The 17,709-nt window shown below is 65.2% G+C and carries 19 protein-coding genes; 12 read left to right on the top strand and 7 right to left on the bottom strand.

Annotation, left to right across the window (positions count from 1 at the left end):
• Positions 1 to 288: 288 nt before the first annotated feature.
• The 3 genes from F8237_RS15405 to F8237_RS15395 are packed head-to-tail and all read left to right on the top strand — an operon-like array spanning position 289 to position 3,129.
• On the top strand, positions 289 to 996 hold the full coding sequence (locus F8237_RS15405) for a Tim44/TimA family putative adaptor protein (RefSeq protein ID WP_151645877.1): 708 nt from the start codon (positions 289 to 291) through the stop codon (positions 994 to 996).
• Positions 974 to 2,542 carry a murein transglycosylase A gene (gene mltA / locus F8237_RS15400; RefSeq protein ID WP_162006061.1) on the top strand — a complete coding sequence of 523 codons (1,569 nt, stop codon included), beginning with the start codon at positions 974 to 976 and terminating at the stop codon, positions 2,540 to 2,542. Before F8237_RS15405 ends, mltA begins: the two co-directional genes overlap by 23 nt.
• Positions 2,539 to 3,129, top strand: coding sequence for a Smr/MutS family protein (locus tag F8237_RS15395; RefSeq protein ID WP_151645875.1), 591 nt, complete (start codon positions 2,539 to 2,541; stop codon positions 3,127 to 3,129). The genes mltA and F8237_RS15395 overlap by 4 nt, the downstream gene beginning before the upstream one ends.
• On the opposite strand, the gene F8237_RS15390 is transcribed toward F8237_RS15395, so the two are convergent.
• Genes F8237_RS15390 through hslV form a run of 4 tightly spaced genes read right to left on the bottom strand, consistent with a single transcriptional unit; the run spans position 3,126 to position 6,821 of the window.
• Positions 3,126 to 4,250: a hypothetical protein gene (locus F8237_RS15390; RefSeq protein ID WP_151645873.1), complete on the bottom strand. Its 1,125-nt coding sequence runs from the start codon at positions 4,248 to 4,250 to the stop codon at positions 3,126 to 3,128. The genes F8237_RS15395 and F8237_RS15390 overlap by 4 nt on opposite strands.
• Before the next feature lie 28 nt (positions 4,251 to 4,278).
• A complete protein-coding gene (gene hslU, locus F8237_RS15385) occupies positions 4,279 to 5,583 on the bottom strand; it encodes an ATP-dependent protease ATPase subunit HslU (RefSeq protein ID WP_151645870.1) in 1,305 nt (434 codons plus the stop codon).
• Between the two features lie 53 nt (positions 5,584 to 5,636).
• Positions 5,637 to 6,257 carry a DUF2585 domain-containing protein gene (locus tag F8237_RS15380; RefSeq protein ID WP_151645868.1) on the bottom strand — a complete coding sequence of 207 codons (621 nt, stop codon included), beginning with the start codon at positions 6,255 to 6,257 and terminating at the stop codon, positions 5,637 to 5,639.
• Positions 6,258 to 6,260: 3 nt separating this feature from the next.
• Complete coding sequence (hslV, locus tag F8237_RS15375) at positions 6,261 to 6,821, bottom strand: ATP-dependent protease subunit HslV (protein ID WP_151645866.1); 561 nt, start codon at positions 6,819 to 6,821, stop codon at positions 6,261 to 6,263.
• A 203-nt stretch (positions 6,822 to 7,024) separates the two neighbouring features.
• Between hslV and hisB the strand changes: the two genes are divergently transcribed.
• The 7 genes from hisB (at position 7,025) to coaA (ending at position 11,760) form a co-directional block, all read left to right on the top strand.
• Positions 7,025 to 7,618 carry an imidazoleglycerol-phosphate dehydratase HisB gene (hisB, locus tag F8237_RS15370; RefSeq protein ID WP_151645864.1) on the top strand — a complete coding sequence of 198 codons (594 nt, stop codon included), beginning with the start codon at positions 7,025 to 7,027 and terminating at the stop codon, positions 7,616 to 7,618.
• 65 nt (positions 7,619 to 7,683) lie between these two features.
• The gene (locus F8237_RS15365) at positions 7,684 to 8,214 is read left to right on the top strand and encodes a DUF2628 domain-containing protein (protein ID WP_151645862.1); all 531 of its coding nucleotides are present in this window, start codon (positions 7,684 to 7,686) and stop codon (positions 8,212 to 8,214) included.
• Positions 8,211 to 8,861, top strand: coding sequence for an imidazole glycerol phosphate synthase subunit HisH (gene hisH / locus F8237_RS15360; RefSeq protein WP_014438822.1), 651 nt, complete (start codon positions 8,211 to 8,213; stop codon positions 8,859 to 8,861). The genes F8237_RS15365 and hisH overlap by 4 nt, the downstream gene beginning before the upstream one ends.
• The gene (gene hisA, locus F8237_RS15355; RefSeq protein WP_201280197.1) at positions 8,849 to 9,592 is read left to right on the top strand and encodes a 1-(5-phosphoribosyl)-5-[(5-phosphoribosylamino)methylideneamino]imidazole-4-carboxamide isomerase; all 744 of its coding nucleotides are present in this window, start codon (positions 8,849 to 8,851) and stop codon (positions 9,590 to 9,592) included. The genes hisH and hisA overlap by 13 nt, the downstream gene beginning before the upstream one ends.
• 10 nt (positions 9,593 to 9,602) lie before the next feature.
• Positions 9,603 to 10,379 carry an imidazole glycerol phosphate synthase subunit HisF gene (gene hisF, locus F8237_RS15350; RefSeq protein ID WP_151645860.1) on the top strand — a complete coding sequence of 259 codons (777 nt, stop codon included), beginning with the start codon at positions 9,603 to 9,605 and terminating at the stop codon, positions 10,377 to 10,379.
• A gap of 77 nt (positions 10,380 to 10,456) precedes the next feature.
• Positions 10,457 to 10,777, top strand: a complete 321-nt coding sequence (locus tag F8237_RS15345; RefSeq protein ID WP_151645858.1) for a phosphoribosyl-ATP diphosphatase — start codon at positions 10,457 to 10,459, stop codon at positions 10,775 to 10,777.
• A gap of 26 nt (positions 10,778 to 10,803) precedes the next feature.
• Positions 10,804 to 11,760: a type I pantothenate kinase gene (gene coaA / locus F8237_RS15340; protein ID WP_151645856.1), complete on the top strand. Its 957-nt coding sequence runs from the start codon at positions 10,804 to 10,806 to the stop codon at positions 11,758 to 11,760.
• 122 nt (positions 11,761 to 11,882) lie between these two features.
• Here the strand turns inward: coaA and F8237_RS15335 are convergent, their stop codons facing one another.
• The 3 genes from F8237_RS15335 to F8237_RS15325 all read right to left on the bottom strand — a co-directional run bounded on the left by F8237_RS15335 (position 11,883) and on the right by F8237_RS15325 (position 16,367).
• Positions 11,883 to 14,108 carry a response regulator gene (locus F8237_RS15335; protein ID WP_162006377.1) on the bottom strand — a complete coding sequence of 742 codons (2,226 nt, stop codon included), beginning with the start codon at positions 14,106 to 14,108 and terminating at the stop codon, positions 11,883 to 11,885.
• A 125-nt stretch (positions 14,109 to 14,233) separates the two neighbouring features.
• On the bottom strand, positions 14,234 to 14,707 hold the full coding sequence (locus F8237_RS15330) for a hypothetical protein (protein ID WP_151645852.1): 474 nt from the start codon (positions 14,705 to 14,707) through the stop codon (positions 14,234 to 14,236).
• A gap of 121 nt (positions 14,708 to 14,828) precedes the next feature.
• A complete protein-coding gene (locus F8237_RS15325) occupies positions 14,829 to 16,367 on the bottom strand; it encodes a YifB family Mg chelatase-like AAA ATPase (protein ID WP_151645850.1) in 1,539 nt (512 codons plus the stop codon).
• 227 nt (positions 16,368 to 16,594) lie between these two features.
• Here F8237_RS15325 and F8237_RS15320 point away from each other — a divergent pair, with 227 nt between their 5' ends.
• Together F8237_RS15320 and F8237_RS15315 are read left to right on the top strand one after the other, a co-directional pair.
• On the top strand, positions 16,595 to 16,840 hold the full coding sequence (locus tag F8237_RS15320) for a PilZ domain-containing protein (protein WP_027534981.1): 246 nt from the start codon (positions 16,595 to 16,597) through the stop codon (positions 16,838 to 16,840).
• A gap of 80 nt (positions 16,841 to 16,920) precedes the next feature.
• Positions 16,921 to 17,694: a tetratricopeptide repeat protein gene (locus tag F8237_RS15315; RefSeq protein WP_151645848.1), complete on the top strand. Its 774-nt coding sequence runs from the start codon at positions 16,921 to 16,923 to the stop codon at positions 17,692 to 17,694.
• The last annotated feature ends 15 nt before the right edge of the window (positions 17,695 to 17,709 follow it).

Here is a 17,709-nt window from a genome sequence, read left to right as displayed (position 1 = left end):
CTGGGACGTTCATCCCGCCCGCCCAGCGAAATCGTGCGTTAAACGCTTGAAGATGCGCGATTTCCGGGCAGGATCGGGTTTCCCCTTAAGCATAAAACGCGCTACACTTGTCACTGTGCCAAAAGGCGCCATTGGCCGGGCAAGATTTCGTGCCTACATCCCACGGACCTGACGCGCGGACCTAAAATGGTGATGTAGACTTGCCGTTCCTGTATGGAACGGTCTACTGGCCGGATTGATTTTCCCGGCGACGACCCCTTCTAGAGAAGACCAGAAAGCGAATACGACGTGGACATCTACACCATCATCTTCCTGGCGCTGGCGGTCTTCATCTTTCTGAGGCTGCGCAGCGTATTGGGGCAGCGGACGGGCAACGAACGGCCGCCGTTCGACCGCACCGCCGCCCGCAATGCACTGGGGGGTGCCCCGGACAAGAACGTCGTGACCATGCCGGGCAAGGTGATCGACCAGGCCCCGCTGGCTCCGACGGCCGAGCCGGCCCCGCCCTCGGACCGCTGGAAGGGCCTGACCGAGCCGGGCACCACGCTGGCCCAGGGTCTCGACGCCATCGTCGACAAGGATTCCACCTTCGACCCGCGCCATTTCATTTCGGGTGCCCGTGGCGCCTACGAGATGATCGTGCTGGCCTTTGCCAATGGCGACCGCCGCGCACTGCGCGACCTGCTGTCGTCTGAGGTCTATGAGAGCTTCGACGCCGCCATCAAGGAGCGCGAGAAGAACGAGCAGAAGACCGAGACGCGCTTCGTCTCGATCGACAAGGCCGAGCTCGTCGGCGCCGAGCTGCGCGATCGCACCGCCCAGCTCACGATCCGCTTCGTCTCGCAGATGATCTCGGCCACCCGCGACAAGGCCGGCAACATCGTCGACGGCAGCGCCGACACGGTTGCCGACATCACCGACATCTGGACTTTCGCCCGCGACATCACCTCTCGCGATCCGAACTGGAAGCTGGTTGGCACCGGTAGCGCGAATTAAGGTATTCCTGAAGAACAGCGCGACGGCGCTTTGCGCTGCCCTCGTCGTGCTGTCGTCGTTTTCGCTCGGCGCCGAGGCGGCGCGGCGGCACCATCGCAGCCATCATCACCACCTTCCGGCACTGCCTGCGGCTCCCCAGCGGGCCTTGCCCTATCCGCAGCTTCCCCTGCCCTTCGAAATCCCCGGCGCGCAATATCTGCCGCTGCCCTGGGCTGACGTGAAGGGCTGGAGCGATGACGATCATCTCGCCGCCTACAAGACGTTCCGCGCCAGCTGCAAGTCGATCAATGCGCAGACCGGCGCTTCCGAGCCCAAGGCACTTGAACTGAAGGCGCTCGGCGGCTCGCTGAGCGAACCTTGCCGCGCCGCCAAATCGCTGGAGCTCACCGACGACGCCAAGGCCAAAACCTTCTTCGAGGAGAATTTTGCGCCGCTGCGGATCTCCCGCCTCGGTGAGCCCGATGGTTTCGTCACCGGCTATTACGAGCCGGTGCTCGAGGGATCGCGCACGCAGACCGATGTCTACAACGTCCCGGTCTATCGCCGTCCTTCGAACCTTTTCGTGCGCGGCTACAAGCAGGACTCGGTGAGCCTGCCCAACAAGGGCCCGGTCTATCGCAAGATCGGCCGCCGCAAGCTGGTGCCCTATTACGATCGCGGCGAGATCGAGGACGGCAAGATCGCCGGCCGCGGGCTGGAGGTCGCCTGGCTGAAGGACCCGACCGATCTTTTGTTCGCCCAGATCCAGGGCTCGGCGCGGATCAAGTTCGAGGACGGCACGACGCTCCGGCTGAACTACGACGCCTATAACGGCTATCCCTATACGGCCGTGGGTCGCATCCTGATCGAGCGCGGCATCATCCCGAAAGAGGAGATGTCGATGCAGAAGATCAGGGAGTGGATGGCTCAAAATCCTGACGGCGCCAAGGAGCTGCGCCGCCAGAACCGTGCCTACATCTTCTTCCGCGAGGTCAATCTGTCCGACAAGGACGAGGCGGTCGGTGCGCAAGGCATTCCGCTGACCGCGGGTCGCTCCATCGCGGTCGACAAATCGCTTCATGTCTACGGTACGCCGTTCTTCATCGAGGGCGAGCTGCCGATCGAGTCCGAACGCGCCAGGACGCCGTTCCATCGGCTGATGATCGCGCAGGACACCGGCTCGGCCATCATTGGACCCGCGCGTGCCGATCTCTATTTCGGCGCAGGCGCGGATGCCGGCCGGGTCTCGGGCCGGCTGCGCCATCCCATGCATTTCGTCATGCTGGTGCCTAGGGGGATCGATCCCGCGGTGCGCGCCGCCAAGCTGCCGGTGCCGGACCCGCGGCCCTCGGAGAAGATCGCAAAGCTGTTTCCACAAACCGCTCCCGCCAAGGATTCCAGCAAGGATCAGGGCAAGCCGGCGGCTCCAGCCGCAGCCGTGGCGCAAGATAAGAGTGAGACGGTCGCTGTCGCCAGCCCGGTGCCGCTGCCGGTTCCGCGTCCCGTGATAGAGCCCGTTCGCGAGCCGCGGCGGCCGGCAAAAAATCGTTCCCATCCGCAGCAATGAAGCGATCGTCCCGTCCGCCCGTGCTGGAGCCTCGTCCCTCGCCGCGCCGCCGCGCGCTGAGCGAGGAAGAGCGCGAGCTCTGGGACACGGTCGCAAGACAGGTCAAGCCGCTGAAGAAGCACCGCGCGGCAAAGGCGCCGGCGGCGGCGCGCACTGAGCCCTCTTCTGTGCCATCGGTGACGCGACCTGCGCCGCCACCCCGGCCCATTGCCGCTGCACCGGCACCGCGTGTCGCAAAACCGGCCATGCCGCCGCTGGCACCGCTCGGCAAGCGGGAGCGCACAAAACTATCGCGCGGCCGCAGCGAGATCGAGGCGCGCCTCGATCTGCACGGCATGACCCAGACGCGCGCCCATCGCGCGTTGACCGGCTTCCTGCACCGCGCCCATCACGATGGCCTGACCTTCGTGCTGGTCATCACCGGCAAGGGGAGGAGCGGTGGCGAAAGCGGCGTGCTTCGCCGCCAGGTGCCGGAATGGCTGAGCCTGCCGGAATTCCGCGCCTTCGTCGTCGGCTTCGAGGAGGCCGCGATCGGCCATGGCGGCGAGGGCGCGCTGTATGTACGGATCCGCCGGGCGAGATTTTAGAACGGTCGCACGATTCCGACGCGCGGAATCAGGGTGAGGATCAGGCCGAAGATGTTCGTCGTCCGATCCTCCGCCGGAATCAGCGACGTCTCCCGCGCGGCCGGCAGCATCTTCACCGCATGCAGCACCAGGAACATGCAGACCGCCCAGTTCGAGATCCAGCGCGAATAGTCGAACACCATCGCGAACATCACGAGATAGGCGAGGCTGATACCGATCAGCGCCGCAACCACGAGACGGCGATGCGTGTCGCTTGCGAGCGCGCCGATCAGGTTTGCGAAGAAGCGCCACAGCGGCGTGTGCAGCCAGATCAGCAGCGCGAACACGGGCATGCCGAGGCTATTGTGCGGCAGGCGGCTCCAGGTGTCGGAAATCTCCTTCGCCAGCGGCTGATACCAGATGTAGCTGAATTGCAGCAGATCGGTGCGCGAGGGATCGGCCATCCGGGTTTTCAGGTAGGCAACGAAGTCCGCTTCCGGGATCGGCATCGTTCCCAAAAATTGCGCGGCGAAGAACAGCGCGGTCACGATCGCGAGGGCAGCGACGCCGAATGCGACATTGCTGCGATTGCAGCCGCAGGCGAGGTAGTGCCGGATCACGACGATGGTGATGATGGTCGGCACATACATCAGCAGGTGAATGTGGTGGATCAGGACGAGGACGATCGAGAACAAAGTGGCCATTGCCACGAACAGCAATGAGCCCGCCGGCATCAGCAGCAGGATGATCGCCAGCGCGCAGCCATAGATGTCGAAATGGCCGAGCGTGTGCATGAAGTTCTTCAGGAAGAACGGCGAGCCCGCGATGAACACGAACAGCGGCAGCGTTCTCGCGGTGAAGCCGAACGTCTTCTGGAACAGCCTTGCGTAGAGGGCTGACGTCACCAGCCATGTCGCCCCGCCGATCGCGAACACCAGCCAGACCGGCACCTTTGCGGTGAACAGTGCAACGATGGCTCCGATCAGCGCGCGCTTGATGAAGCCGAAATGATAGTCGACGAGCAGGTGGATGTAGGGGACGTAAGGCGGCAGCTGGATCTTGTGGACGAACACGCCGACGATGACCGCCGCGTTGATCGCGAGCAGAAGGCGCCAGGGATTTTGCAGGATGCGTGCGGTCACGCCGCATCCATAGCGTGGCCGCGCGGAATTACAAAATGAACCGGCTCAGATCGGCGTTCTTGGCGAGGTCGCCGACGTGCTTCTGCACGAAATCGGCGTCGACCCGGACGGTCTCGCCGCTGCGGTCGGGGGCGGTGAAGGAGATTTCGTCCAACACCCGCTCCATCACGGTCTGGAGCCGCCGGGCGCCGATGTTCTCAACGGTCGAGTTGACGGCGACCGCGACGTCGGCCAGCGCGTCGATGGCGCTGTCGGTGATGTCGAGCGTCAGGCCCTCGGTCTGCATCAGCGCGACATATTGCTTGATCAGCGAAGCCTCGGGCTCGGTCAGGATGCGGCGCATGTCGTCGCGGGTCAGCGCCTGCAATTCGACGCGGATCGGCAGGCGGCCCTGCAATTCCGGCAGCAGGTCGGACGGCTTTGCGACGTGGAAGGCGCCGGACGCAATGAACAGGATGTGGTCGGTCTTCACCGCGCCGTGCTTGGTCGAGACCGTGGTGCCCTCGATCAGGGGGAGCAGGTCGCGCTGCACGCCCTCGCGCGAGACGTCGCCGCCGACGCGGCCGTCACGGGCGCAGATCTTGTCGATCTCGTCCAGGAACACGATGCCGTTGTTCTCGACCGCGCTGATCGCCTCCAGCGTCAGCTGATCGGTGTCCAGCAGCTTGTCGGATTCCTCGTTGACGAGGATCTCGTGCGAACTCTCCACCGTCAGCCGCCGCGTCTTGCTGCGGCCGCCCAGCTTGCCGAAGATGTCGCCGATCGAGACCGCGCCCATCTGCGCGCCCGGCATGCCCGGAATCTCGAACATCGGCATGCCGCCGCCGGACGATTGCGTCTCGATCTCGATTTCCTTGTCGTTGAGTTCGCCGGCACGAAGCTTCTTGCGGAACGACTCCCGCGTCGCGGCGCTGGCATTGGCACCGACCAGCGCGTCGAGCACGCGTTCCTCGGCGGCAAGCTGGGCGCGGGCATTCACGTCCTTGCGCTTGCGCTCGCGCACCTGGGCGATCGCGACCTCGACGAGATCGCGGATGATCTGCTCGACGTCGCGGCCGACATAGCCGACCTCTGTGAACTTCGTCGCCTCGACCTTCAGGAACGGCGCATTCGCGAGCTTGGCGAGGCGCCGCGCGATCTCGGTCTTGCCGACGCCGGTGGGGCCGATCATCAGGATGTTCTTCGGCAGCACCTCTTCGCGCAAAGTGCCGGTGAGCTGCTGCCGCCGCCAGCGGTTGCGCAGCGCGATCGAGACGGCGCGCTTGGCATCGGCCTGGCCGACGATGAAACGGTCGAGTTCGGAAACGATTTCGCGGGGAGAGAAGTCTGTCATGGGATCTTAGCTAGGGTCAGATGCGGGCCGGGACAAGCTGCTTTTTTCAGCCGTCAGATGATCGGCGGACCCGATTGCCATTGTTTCACGGCGTCGATCGGATGGATCAGCATCAGAATGTTAAGCGTCAGATTGTCGCGAATATGCAGCGCCAGCATGATCTCGAAGGCGAGCCCGAGCGCGACAGTGACCTTGATCGGCAGCACGCGCGCCACGAGGAACCCCAGCACCATGCACACATTGTCCGAGACCGAATTGACGATGCTGTCGCCGAAATAATCCAGCGAAATCGTGCCGGCGCGGTAGCGCTCGATGATGAAGGGTGAGTTCTCGACGATCTCCCAGCAGCCTTCGATCAGCATCGCGATGATCAGCCGCGCGGGCCAGGAAAGGCGCAGCAACGGGAGGCGCGCAAACAGCAGCCAGGTCAATCCGTAGAACAGGAAGCCGTGCAGGACGTGCGAGAAGCTGTACCAGTCCGCAATATGCTGCGAATTCTCCGAGCTGTTGACTACGCCGTGCCACAGCTTGACGTAGCCGCAGGTGCAGATCGGCACCCGCCCCATCGCGAACAGGATCGAGGCCTGCAGCGCCAGCAGCAACAATGCGATGCCGACCCAGGCGAGCGGCGGAAGCGCTTGATGGGTCGGGCTGGTGCTGCGGGCCAATGCCATCTGCTAGCCGGCCGGCAGGGTTTCGACGGTGATGTTGCGGTTGGTGTAGACGCAGATGTCGGCGGCGATGTCGAGCGAGCGGCGGACGATGGTCTCGGCGTCCTTGTCGGTGTCGAGCAGGGCGCGGGCGGCGGCCAGCGCGTAATTGCCGCCGGAGCCGATCGCCATCACGCCGGACTCGGGCTCGAGCACGTCGCCGGTGCCTGTCAGCACCAGGGAGACGTCCTTGTCGGCCACGATCATCATGGCCTCCAGCCGCCGCAAATAGCGGTCGGTGCGCCAGTCCTTGGCGAGCTCGACCGCGGCCCGGGTCAATTGCCCCGGATATTGCTCGAGCTTGCTCTCCAGCCGCTCAAACAGGGTGAAGGCGTCTGCGGTGGCGCCGGCAAAGCCGCCGATGACGTCGCCCTTGCCGAGCCTGCGGACCTTCTTGGCGTTGGACTTGATCACGGTCTGGCCGATCGAGACCTGGCCGTCGCCGCCGACCACCACCTTGCCGCCCTTGCGGACCGTCAAAATCGTGGTGCCGTGCCAGCCCGGCGAGCTGTTCTGGGAATCCTGCATGAAATACCTCGTTGTCCGGCCTGATTTAGTCGGTCGGGGGCAAGGGGACAACAGGGGCGCACAACGGGCCGCTCCGGGCCCAATTTCGCTCACCATAGGCAGAAGTAGAGCCCCGCCAGCCGTTCCCGCAGTAGCGAAGGTGTCATTTGGCTGTTAATAGACTGGCGTTTTCGGCCCCGAACCACAGCGAAAGCCAGCTTTCAATGCGCACCGCGACGATCAAGCGCAAGACCAAGGAAACCGACATCGAGGTCACCGTGAACCTCGATGGCACCGGCGTGGCCAATATCGCGACCGGCATCGGCTTTTTCGACCATATGCTCGATCTCCTCGCCCGCCATTCCCGCATCGACCTCACGGTCAAGGCGGTCGGCGATCTGCACATTGACCATCACCATACTACCGAAGACACCGGCATCGCGCTTGGCCAGGCCGTCAAGCAGGCGCTCGGCAACATGGCGGGCATCACCCGCTATGCCGGGATCCACATGCCCATGGACGAGACGCTGTCGCGCGTTGTCATCGACATCTCAGGCCGCCCGTTCCTGGTGTTCAAGGCCGACTTCCCCCGCGACAAGATCGGTGAGTTCGACACCGAGCTGGTGCGCGAATGGTTCCAGGCCTTCGCCATGAATGCCGGCGTGACTCTCCACGTCGAGACCCTATATGGCGATAACAGCCACCATATCGCCGAGTCCTGCTTCAAGGGCCTGGCGCGGGCGCTGCGCACCGCGGTCGCGATCGATCCCAAGGCTGTGGGCGAAATCCCGTCCACCAAGGGCTCGCTCGGCGGCTGACATCTCCGTCGGTTGACGAAATGACGCCGGCGGCATCACTGAATTCCTAGGAACGGGCCATCGCCATGCCTGTCTACACAGTTCATGCTCCCTCCCCTGCAGGAGCCGACCTGCGCGCGACCGACAAGTTCGTGTTCGTGCGCGACGGTTTCCATGTCTGGGCGATGGTTTTCGGCCCGTTCTGGCTGCTCTGGAACAGGTTGTGGCTGGCGCTGATCGGCTGGGTGATCTTCCTGGCTGCATTCGATGCCGCCCTGCATAGCCTCGGCGTTGGCCGCAGCTCGATCTTCCTGGCCAATGTCATTGTCGCGCTCTTGATGGGGTTCGAGGCCTCCAGCCTGCGCCGCTGGACCCTGTCGCGCGGCAAATGGCGGCAGCTCGACGTGGTTGTCGGCGATGACGAGGATACGGCCGAGCGCCGCTTCTTCGAGCGCTGGAGCCAGAAGCAGCACGGCATCGTCAACGATCAATGGGCGGTCGACCGCGGCGGTCCGCCGCCGACCCGCCACACGCCGGGCCAGCAATTCTCGAACCCGCCGCCGATTCCGGCCGGCGGCATCATTGGTTTGTTTCCAGAACCGGGAGGGTCACGATGAGCGTCGCCATCATCGATTACGGTTCCGGCAATTTGCATTCCGCCGCGAAGGCTTTCGAGCGCGCCGCGCGCAGCATGGAGAACCCGCAAAAGGTCTTCGTCACCAGCGATCCGGACCAGGCCTATAGCGCCGACCGTCTGGTGCTGCCGGGCGTCGGCGCCTTCGCCGATTGCCGGCGCGGGCTGGATGCCGTCAACGGCATGGTCGAGGCGATCAACGAAGCGGTGCGCGTCAAGGCGCGGCCCTTTTTCGGCATCTGCGTCGGCATGCAGCTGATGGCGAGTCGCGGCAAGGAGCATGTCACGACCGACGGTCTGAACTGGATCGGCGGCGACGTCGAAAAAATCACGCCGCGCGATGAAAGCCTGAAGATCCCGCACATGGGCTGGAATACGCTCGACGTTCTGCGCGAGCACCCGGTGCTGAACAAGCTGTCGCTCGGCCCCAAGGGCCAGCACGCCTATTTCGTGCACTCCTACCACCTCAACGCCGCCAACGAGGCGGACGTGCTCGCGCGCGCCGACTATGGTGGCCCGGTGACTGCGATCGTCGCCAAGGACACCGCCATCGGCACCCAGTTCCACCCCGAGAAGAGCCAGCGTTTCGGCTTGGCCTTGATCTCGAACTTTTTGCGATGGAAGCCGTGATTCTCTTTCCCGCTGTTGACCTCAAGAACGGCCAGTGCGTGCGCCTCGAGCAAGGCGACATGGCGCGCGCCACCGTGTTCAACCTCAATCCCGCCGCGCAAGCGCAGAGCTTTGTGGCGCAGGGGTTTGAGTATCTCCACGTCGTCGACCTCGACGGCGCCTTTGCCGGCAAGCCGGTGAATGCGCAGGCCGTCGAGGCGATGCTGAAGGCGATCAAGATTCCCGTGCAGCTCGGCGGCGGCATTCGCGATCTCGCGACCGTCGAAGCCTGGCTCGATAAGGGCATCACCCGCGTCATCATCGGCACCGCGGCGGTGCGCGATCCTGAACTGGTGAAAGCCGCGGCCAGGAAATTTCCCGGCCGCGTCGCGGTCGGGCTGGATGCCCGCGACGGCAAGGTCGCGGTCGAAGGCTGGGCCGAGACCTCGCAGGTGACGGTGCTGGAAATCGCGCAGCGTTTCGAGGATGCCGGCGTTGCCGCCATCATCTTCACAGACATCGCGCGTGACGGCCTGCTCAAGGGCCTCAACCTGGACGCGACCATTGCGCTGGCCGACGCCATCTCTATCCCCGTGATAGCCTCGGGCGGCCTCGCCTCGATCGAGGACGTCAAGGCGATGCTGACGCCGCGCACCAAGAAGCTGGCTGGTGCGATCGCCGGCCGCGCGCTCTACGACGGCCGGCTCGATCCCGCCGCCGCCCTCACCTTGATCCGCAACGCACGCGCCTAGGAGTCATCCGATGTTCAAGGTGCGCGTGATCCCCTGCCTCGACGTCAAGGACGGACGGGTCGTCAAGGGCGTCAATTTCGTCGATCTGCGTGACGCCGGCGATCCCGTCGAAGCCGCGATCGCCTATGACGCGGCCGGTGCCGACGAGCTGACGTTCCTCGACATTACCGCGACCCACGAGAACCGCGGCATCATGCTGGACGTGGTCCGGCGCACGGCGGAGGCCTGCTTCATGCCCGTGACCGTCGGTGGCGGCGTGCGTGAGGTCAACGACATCAAGACGCTGCTGCGCGCCGGAGCCGACAAGGTCTCGATCAACAGCGCGGCGGTATCGCGGCGCGAGTTCGTCAAGGAAGCTGCCGAAAAATTCGGCGAACAATGCGTCGTGGTCGCGATCGACGCCAAGCGGGTCAAGCGTGCGGGCGGCGGCGAGCGCTGGGAGATCTTTACCCATGGCGGCCGTAATTCGACCGGCATCGACGCCATCGAATATGCCCAGGAAGTGGTCTCGCTCGGGGCTGGCGAGCTTTTGCTCACCTCGATGGACCGCGACGGCACCAGGCAGGGTTTTGACATTCCGCTGACCCGGGCGATCGCCGACAGCGTTGCCGTTCCCGTGATCGCCTCGGGCGGCGTCGGCAATCTCGACCATCTCGTCGACGGTATCCGCGACGGGCACGCCACAGCCGTTCTGGCCGCCTCGATCTTCCATTTCGGGGAATTCACCATTCGTGAAGCCAAGGAGCACATGTCGCGGCGGGGGCTGCCCATGCGCCTCGATGCCTGACGACTCCGCTTCATAAAAATGCTACACAGGCCGGCGGGGATGGCCGCCGTGTCCTCTTGTGTTTCCGAGTAATTCCGATGCCGCGTTTCACGATCCACGATCTAGCCGAAACCATCGACGCCCGCGCGGCGGCCGGAGGCGAAGCCTCCTATACCCGCAAGCTCCTAGACAAGGGCGCCGAGCATTGCGCCAAGAAGTTCGGCGAGGAAGCAGTCGAAACCGTCATCGCTGCAGTCGAAAACGATCGCGCGCATCTGATCGCCGAGGGCGCCGACCTGCTTTATCACTTCCTTGTGTTGCTCAAGGCCCGCGGCGTGAAGCTGGAAGAAGTGGAAGCGGCGCTGGACAAGCGTACGAATATGTCAGGTCTGGAAGAGAAAGCTTCGCGTAAGGGCTAGTAGGTCCCCAACGGAAAGGTCGCGTCATGGATATCCGCGCACCCGAGCAGCAGTATAATCCGTACCGCGTCTATACGCGCGAAGAGTGGGCGCGTTTGCGCGACGACACGCCGATGACGCTGGAGCCGGGCGAGTTCGACCGGCTTCGTTCGCTGCACGATCGTCTCGACCTGCAGGAGGTCGAGGACATTTATCTTCCGCTGTCGCGGCTGCTCTCGATCTACGTCGACGCGATGCAGCGGCTGTATTACGCCGAGCGCCAGTTTCTCAACATCCGCGACCGCAAGATGCCCTACATCATCGGCGTCGCCGGTTCGGTCGCGGTCGGAAAATCCACCACGGCCCGCGTGCTTCAGGCATTGCTGGCGCGCTGGTCGCCGCGTCCGAAGGTCGAGCTGATCACCACTGACGGATTTCTCTATCCCAATGCGGTGCTCGACCGGCAGGGCATCATGCAGAAGAAGGGCTTTCCCGAGAGCTACGACCTGCCGCTGCTGCTCAGCTTCCTCTCCGACATCAAGGCCGGCCGCCGCCACGTCCGGGCGCCGGTCTACTCGCATCTGACCTACGACATCGTGCCGAACCAATGGGCCGAGATCGACCAGCCCGACATCCTGATCGTCGAGGGCGTCAACGTGCTGCAGACCGGCAAGCTGCCGCGTGACGGCAAGGCGGTGCCTGTGGTCTCCGACTTCTTCGATTTCTCGGTCTATATCGATGCCGACGAAGCGGCGCTGCGGCGCTGGTACATCAAGCGCTTCCTGGCGCTGCGCGACACCGCGTTCACCAATCCAAAGTCCTACTTCAACCGCTACGCGCTGTTGTCGGACGAGGAAGCCACCGCGACCGCGATCGCGATCTGGGAACGCACCAACCTCGCCAATCTCGAGGACAACATTCTGCCGACCCGCCCGCGTGCGACCCTCATCATCAAGAAGGGCGCCGACCACGTGGTGCAGAGCGTGGCGTTGAGAAGGCTGTAAGAGCTCGACGCCGTAGGGTGGGCAAGGGCGCAAAGCGCCGTGCCCACCATCCATCCGGCATTGTTGAACGCGAATGGTGGGCAAAGCGTAGCGTGCCCACCCTACGGCACCTTCAATCGACGCTACACCGCCAGATGCCGTGACGCCGCGGGCCCCGCCAGCGCCTCGTCCAGCTTGTCGCGATCGAGTGGCTTGATCAGAAATCCATTCATGCCGGCCTCGAAACAGGCGTAGCGATCCTCCACCAGGGTATTGGCGGTGAGCGCCAGGATCGGCGTGTGGTGACCGCCGGCGGCGGCCTCGTGGGCGCGGATGCGCTTGGTCGTCTCGATGCCGTCGAGACGCGGCATCTGGATGTCCATCAGCACGAGGTCATAGGGCGCGCCGGCGGACGATGCGGCAAGCCAGGATTCCAGCGCGGCCTCGCCATCGATCGCGATGACGACGCGATGGCCGAGTTTGGTCAGGAGCGACCGCATCAGCAGTGCGTTGATCTCGTTATCCTCGGCAACGAGGATCGAAAGACCCTTGGCTGGCGCCGCGCTGGTCGATTCAACTGGCGGCTCCGGCGCGAGATCCGGCGAGGCGACCTCCGGCGTCAGCGCGAGCCGTGCGGCCAGCGAGGCCGCGCGCAGCGGCTTCACCAGGAAGCCGGTGAAGGCGGCCGAGAGCTTTTCATGGCGCGAGCTCGACGTCAGCAGCACCAGCCGCTGCGGCGCGTGCGCGCGCGCGGCTTCTCCCAGCTGGTCGGCAATGGCGGGACCGAGCGCGCGGTCGATCAGCACCGCGTGCCACGAGCGTTCCGGCAGCAGCGCCTCGGCGACCGCTCCATCCGAGACCAGGCAGGTTTGGCCGCCCCAGCGCTCCAGCCGCCGCGCGATCAGCGACGCTTCGATGCCGTCGGCGATCAGCAGGATGGACTTTCCGGTCAGGTCGGGGCTTGGGAACGCGGTCTGTCCCGCACCGGCTTGCGACGGCGCGAGCGGGATCGCGACCTCGAAGGTCGAGCCCTTGCCCGGTTCGCTGGTCAGCGTGATGCGGCCGCCCATGCGCTTGACGATGCGTTCGCTGATGGCGAGGCCGAGCCCGGTGCCGCCATAGGTGCGGGCGACGCGCTCGTCGGCCTGCTCGAATTCGCGGAAGATGCGCTGCTGCGCGTCCGCTGCGATGCCGATACCGGTGTCGCGGACCAGGAAGCTGATCTCGTTCGGCCAGATGCCGGGCTCGACGATCAGCGCGACGCCGCCGCTCGCGGTGAACTTGATGGCGTTGCCGGCAAGGTTGAGCAGCACCTGGCGCAGCCGCGCGGCATCGCCGACCACTTCCAGCGGCAGGCGCTCGTCGACATAGGCGGCGATCTCGAGCTGCTTGGCCTGCGCCCGGGGCGCGAGCAGCTCGGTGATCTCCTCGATCAGGGTGGAGAGCGCGAAGGGACGCTGCTCGAGATCGAGCTTGCCGGCCTCGATCTTGGAATAGTCCAGCAGCTCCTCGATCAGCGCCATCAAGGCTTCGCCTGATGTCTTCACCGCCCTTGCATAGGTCGCCTGCTCCGGCGTCAGATTGGTGTCGAGCAGGAGGCCGCCCATGCCGATGATGCCGTTGAGCGGCGTGCGGATCTCGTGCGAAGCCATGGCGAGGAAGCGCGATTTTGCGCGGTTGGCGGCGTCGGCCTGGTCGCGTGCGTCGGACAGCGCGCGTTCGGTCTCGGTGCGATCGGTGACGTCGCGTCCCACGCTCTGCAATTCGGCGGGCTGGCCGGCATCGAGCCGAACATACCCCTCGCGCCAGGCGATCCAGCGCGCGCCGAGCGGCGTGGTGATCCTCTGGTCGTGAATGCGCGTGCCGTTGCTCTCGCGCGCGCTGTCACCCTGCTCCAGTACGTCGAAATTGAAACGCGTGCCGACCAGCGCACGGCGCGCCTGCCCCGCGAGCGCGCAATAGGCGTCATTGGCGAAGGTGATGCGGCCCTGATGATCGCGCAGCACGATCAAATCGCCCTGCTGTTCGAACAGGCTGCGGGAGCGCTCTTCGGCTTCCTTCAGTTCCCAGTTGCGGTCGATCAGAGCCTCGTTGTGGGCGGCCAGCGTGCGCATCCGCTTGTTGACGAAGCGCAGGCGCATGCTGAGCGTGGCGAGGCCGAGGCAGGCGAGCGCGAACAGGAAGCTCGCGCCGATCGCGAACGCTTTGGGATCGTAGCCTGACGCCTCGGACCGGCTTCCGGTGACGAATCCATAGGCGCCGCCGAACGTCGCCGAGAAGATCATGAAGGAACGGATCGCGAAGGCGATTCTGGGATGCTGCCGCCTGAAGCGGCGCATGCGCACCTTGATCCGGAACGTTCGACCCATCTTCACCGACCCCGACTCTTGTCCGAAACCACACCGCCGCCGGTTGCGACGATGTCTCGCCGACCTTGCAAACAGCTTGAGGCTTTGTTTCCGGCTCTGAACAGGGTTAGCGAGGTGTTAGCGCTTCAGAGCGAGGCTGCCTGCAGCGGCAGCGGGCGATGGCCGCCATGGGCGCCGACGATCAGCGCTGCCGCCTCGCGCTGCGAGAACGTCTTCGAGCGCACATAGACGCGGTAATCGGCGGGACCGTCGGTGGAGAGGTAGATGACCGGGCCGCCGTCGACAGGCTGCGCCGCGATGGTGATGAGGCGGTTCGCCGGATTGGCCTGGCAGGAGTCCGTCTCGGAGCCGAGGCCGTCGTCGACGACCGCGAAGTCCGCGTCGTCTGCATCGTCGGTGATCCGGACCCGCACCGTGGCCCGCGACAGATCGTCGGTGAAGGCGACATGGACGCCGGCCGTCCAGAACAGCGTGGTCAGTTCGACCGAGGTATCGCCCAGGGCGATGCAGGGATGCGAGACCGTCACGATTTCGCTGCGGGCGAACACCGCGGCCGCCAACAGGGGAACGACCGAGGCCAGGATATTGAAACGCAACATGACACGCTACTCGCCAGGCCCGGTGTGGAACTCGTCAATGAAGCTGCGATTGGAACTTTGGGCCTTATGGTTTGCAGAGCGTAAAGGAAACTCGTTACCGTCGGGTTGATGCGCGGAGTGATCACGCCATCTGGCGCACATCCTCCGCGAGTGCGCGGTAAGACAGGGCCTCGGCCAGATGCAGCCGGCCGATCTTCTCGGCGCTGTCGAGGTCGGCGAGCGTGCGCGCCACCCGCAGCACGCGGTGATAGCCGCGCGCCGACAGCCGCATGGTCTCGGCGGCATCACGCAGCAGCTTCTGGCCTTGCGCATCCGGCCTGGCGATCTCCTCCAGCACGGAGCTCGGTGCTTCGGCATTGGTGCGCACCTGTGGCAGGCCGGCGTCGGCGTAGCGCGCGAGCTGGATGTCGCGCGCCGCAGCCACGCGCGCGGCGACTTCGGCGGAGCCTTCCGCCGCCGGCGGCAGGATCAGATCGGCCGCCGTCACCGCGGGAACCTCGATGCGCAGGTCGATGCGATCCATCAGCGGGCCGGAGATGCGGGCCTGATAATCGCTGGTGCAGCGGTCGATGCGGCCGCGCTTGCAGGCATAGCCCGGCTCGAACGCATTGCCGCAGCGGCAGGGGTTCATGGCCGCGACCAGCATGAAGCGCGCCGGATAGGTCACGCGATGATTGGCGCGAGACACCGAGACCTCGCCGTTCTCCAGCGGCTGGCGCAGCGAATCCAGCACGCGCGGATCGAACTCCGGCAGCTCGTCGAGGAACAGCACGCCCTGATGCGCGAGCGAGATCTCGCCGGGCCTTGCGCGCATGCCGCCGCCGGTGAGCGCGGCCATGCTGGCGGAATGATGCGGCGAGCGGAATGGCCGCCGCGCCGTCAGCGCGCCGCCCTCGATTTCCCCGGCAACGGAGGCGATCATCGAGACCTCCAGCAATTCGCCCGGCGACAACGGCGGCAGGATCGACGGCAGCCGCGCCGCCAGCATCGACTTGCCGGCACCGGGCGCGCCGATCATCAACAGATGATGTCCGCCGGCGGCCGCGATCTCCAGCGCGCGCTTGGCGCTCTCCTGGCCCTTGATGTCGCGCAGGTCGAGCGTCGAGGCGGCGGCCTCGTGCACCTTCGGCACCGGCCGCGACAGCACCTGCGTGCCCTTGAAGTGGTTGGCGATCTGGATCAGCGAGTGTGCCGCGATGATCTGGATGTCCGGGCTCGCCCACGCGGCCTCCGAGCCGCACGCGGCCGGACAGATCAGGCCTTCCTCGCGCACATTGGCGCCGATCGCCGCGGGCAGAACCCCGGCGACGGGCGCGATCGAGCCGTCCAGCCCGAGCTCACCGAGCACAGTAAAACCCGTCAGCGCATCCGGCGGAATCGCGCCGATGGCGGCCATCAGCCCCAGCGCGATCGGCAGGTCGTAATGGCTGCCCTCCTTGGGCAGGTCGGCGGGCGCGAGATTGACGATGATCCGCCGCGCCGGCAGCGCCAGACCCGAGGCGATCAACGCCGAGCGGACCCGCTCGCGCGCTTCCGACACCGCCTTGTCCGGCAGGCCGACGATGGCAAAGGCGGGCAAGCCCGGCGCGACCTGCACCTGCACGTCGACGGCGCGGGCCTCGATCCCCTCAAAGGCGACGGTAGAAACCCGCTGAACCATGCCCGAACCAGCCTGCCCTCTTGTACAATTAGGGGTAGCAGAGCCCGGTCCTTTTTGCAAGAACAATACGGGAACATTCGCGCTGGCTGGACCGACCCTAACAAGTCGTAAACACGACGTGGACACTACGGCTCGAATGCGAGCGGCTCCGCACAGCACATCCCAACGAATGTTCGCTACAGCTAGGGCAACGGGATGGGCCGTAGTCTAACGAGTGAACAATCAACATGCTTGCAAATCGCCGCAGAAGCGAACGACGGGTGTGCACGCGGCTCGCCAAGATTCATTTTGGCGCGGGCTCGCTGCCGCGGGACTGCACGATCACGGATATTTCGGACGGGGGCGTGAAAGTGGTGGCGGAATTCCTGGAGGTGCCGCCGCAGTTCACGATCATCTTCGCGCCGGATTATTCGCGCCAATGCCGCCTGCGCTGGCGCATCGGTTGCGAATTCGGTGCCGAATTCACCGACTGAGGTCGTCGAGGGGCACGTCCTTAACGGGACTTTAGCGTTAATCGGCAAGCATCCCTGATCAGTCGCCGAGTGATCAGAGTATGTCCAAGCGTTCGCCCCTTGCCTGTCCCCCGGCGAGATTCCTGCTTCCTTGCCTCCTTGCGCTAGCGCTCGGTGGCTGCCAGACCACCGGTATCGAGGACATCACCGGCGCGCTCGGCGGCAAGCCGGAGACGGCCGGCAAGGCCGACCCCAAGCCGGACATGGACGCGCTGCGCGAGCGCTATCGGGCCAAGCCTGGTGATCCCAACGTCGCCCTCGAATACGGCACGGCTCTGCGCGTGACCGGCCAGCGCGCCCAGGCCGTCGCGGTGATGGAGCAGGCCGTGCTCAATAATTCCAGCAACAAGGCGCTGCTTGCCGGCTACGGCCGCGCGCTCGCCGACAGCGGCAACTTCCAGCAGGCGTTCGACGTGCTCAGCCGCGCGCATACGCCGGAGGATCCCGACTGGCGAATCCTGTCGGCGCAAGGCGCTGCGCTCGACCAGCTCGGCCGCAACGAAGAGGCGCAGCAATATTATGCGACCGCACTGAAGATCGTGCCCGACGAGCCGCAGGTTCTGTCCAATCTCGGCCTGTCCTACATGCTCCAGAACAATCTGCCGCGGGCCGAGGAAACGCTGCGCCGCGCGTATGGGCGCAACGCGAGCGATTCCCGCGTGCGCGCCAATCTGGCGCTGGTGGTGGGCCTGCAAGGCAGGCAAGCCGAGGCCGAGACCATCGTGAAGGGCGATCTGCCGCCGGATCAGGCCGCGGCAAAGGTCACGGCGCTGCGGCAGTTGCTGGTGAAGAAGCAGCAGCGGGCGGACAAGTAATCCGCCCTCTCGTTT

Origin of the sequence: Bradyrhizobium betae, assembly GCF_008932115.1 — a bacterium.
GTDB lineage: Bacteria > Pseudomonadota > Alphaproteobacteria > Rhizobiales > Xanthobacteraceae > Bradyrhizobium > Bradyrhizobium betae.
The sequence above is the reverse complement of the archived record's forward strand: the minus strand, read 5'-3'. Positions and strand labels throughout refer to the sequence as shown.